Here is a 1,800-nt window from a genome sequence, read left to right as displayed (position 1 = left end):
AGGGGTCTCCCGGGCCATGCTCGTTGTCGATGAGCAGGAAGTCATAGCCGCAAAAGGCCAGGATTTCGGCCACGGCCGGATACGGCATGCAGACCCACGGGCCGAAAAGTTTTTCGCCGAGGCCAAGTTTCTTCTTGAGGATGTTTTCCCGATACATAGAGGATGATCTCCTTGCAGAATGTCTAGTTCCGTATGCCCTCGATGACACGCGTGAGCGCCATCATGCCGGGATCGTTGAGGCCGATGGTCTTGTCGGCGAAGATGCGGGCGCGGCCGACCTTGTTCGGCTTGTCGCGAAAGGCGTCGAGCGCCGCCTCCATTGCCTGGGATGCGGCGGCAAGCTGTCTTTCGGGATCATCGATGCCGGCAATGGCGGCCTGGATGGCAGCTAGGCCGTCGAGCACCGTCTTGTCGCCGAGGTTCGCCTTGCCGCGGGCCATCATGGCCAGGATCGCGGCATCGAGAAGCGCGGGCATCTCCGACCAAGGAACATCGGTACGGCCCTTGGTGGCTTTGGCCGCGGCCATCAGTCCGGTGGCTATGAGCGTACCGAAGGTCGAGGCCGAGGTCTTGGTGAAGGCCTGGGCCGTCTTCATGAAGGCCATGCCGACGTCTTCGGGCAGGCTGTCGATCTGCTCCATCACCTCGTTCGCCCCGCGCGACATGGTGATGCCGAGATCACCGTCGCCGACGGCGCCGTCGAGCGTGTTGAGTTCGTCCTTGCAGCGGTCCATTGCCGCGGCGATGCGGGACCACGCCCGCTTCAAGACGTCCGTTGTCAGTGCCATGGTCAGACTTTCCAGAACGCACATTCGGCCGGTGCTTTGAGTAGGCTTTCTAGTTCGCCGTCGAGCTTGCAGATCGTGAAGCTGATACCCGCCATCTCCATCGACGTCGCATAGCGCCCGACCAGCGGCATGACGATCGACACCCCGGCGTCCTTCAGCCGCGTCGCGGCATAGCGATAGAGCACGTAAAGCTCTTCCGGCGGCGTCGCGCCCAGGCTGTTGACGAGGATTGAGACCTTGTCGCCGGCGGCCAATGGCTGGTCGGCCAGGAGTTTGTCCATAATCTCCGATGCCACCTGGTCGGCCGTGCGCAGCTTGCCACGCCAGACACCAGGCTCGCCGTGGATGCCCATGCCCATCTCCATCTCGTCGTCGGCGATCTGGAAGGTCGGCTTGCCGGCCAGCGGCACCGTGCACGGCGTCAGCGCGGCGCCCATCGAGCGGCAGGCGTCGGCGGCCTTCTGGGCGACCCGGGTGACTTCGGCAAGATTGGCCTTCGTTGCCGCTTTGGCGCCGGCCATCTTGAACGCGTAGACCATGCCGGCGACGCCCCGGCGCTTCTGCCATTCCTCGGGCTTGGCGCTCGCCACATCGTCGGCCAAGAGGACGGTGGTCGACGCAATGTCCTCCATCTCCAGCATCTCGCCGGCCATGTCGAAGTTCATGACGTCGCCGCCGTAGTTGCCATACAGCCGCAGCACCCCGACGCCGCCGTCAACCGCCCGCATGGTCTCGGCGATCTGTTCCACCGAGGGCGAGGAGAACACTTCGCCGATGGCACAGCCGTCGAGCAACCCCTTGCCGACATAGCCGGTGAAGATCGGCAGGTGGCCGGAGCCGCCGCCTGAGACGATCGCAACCTTGCCCTTGATCGGAGCATCCGAACGCACAATGATCCGCGCCCCCGGCGCCGTCCGCCGGTAAAACTCAGGATGCGCCAGGCAAAGCCCATCCAGCATCTCGTCCACAAACTTCGATGCATCGTTCAAAAGCTTCTTCATGACGTGCCTCC

The 1,800-nt window shown here is 63.8% G+C and carries 2 protein-coding genes; both read right to left on the bottom strand.

Translation table 11 applies throughout. The features are described 5' to 3' along the window. Positions 1-182: 182 nt before the first annotated feature. Positions 183-788, bottom strand: a complete 606-nt coding sequence (locus ODR01_RS25160) for a dihydroxyacetone kinase subunit L (RefSeq protein WP_316980465.1) — start codon at positions 786-788, stop codon at positions 183-185. A gap of 2 nt (positions 789-790) precedes the next feature. Continuing rightward, a partial coding sequence (locus ODR01_RS25155) for a dihydroxyacetone kinase subunit DhaK (RefSeq protein WP_316980464.1) occupies positions 791-1,800 on the bottom strand: 1,010 nt, incomplete at its 5' end.

It is taken from the genome of Shumkonia mesophila, from assembly GCF_026163695.1.
In the GTDB taxonomy this organism is placed as follows: Bacteria; Pseudomonadota; Alphaproteobacteria; order Rhodospirillales; family Shumkoniaceae; genus Shumkonia; species Shumkonia mesophila.
This window is presented reverse-complemented; position numbering and strand designations above follow the sequence as displayed.

What these genes read in the sequence shown, in the direction of transcription:
- ODR01_RS25160 (WP_316980465.1), bottom strand. Translation starts at nt 788, where the DNA reads ATGGCACTGACAACGGACGTCTTGAAGCGGGCGTGGTCCCGCATCGCC.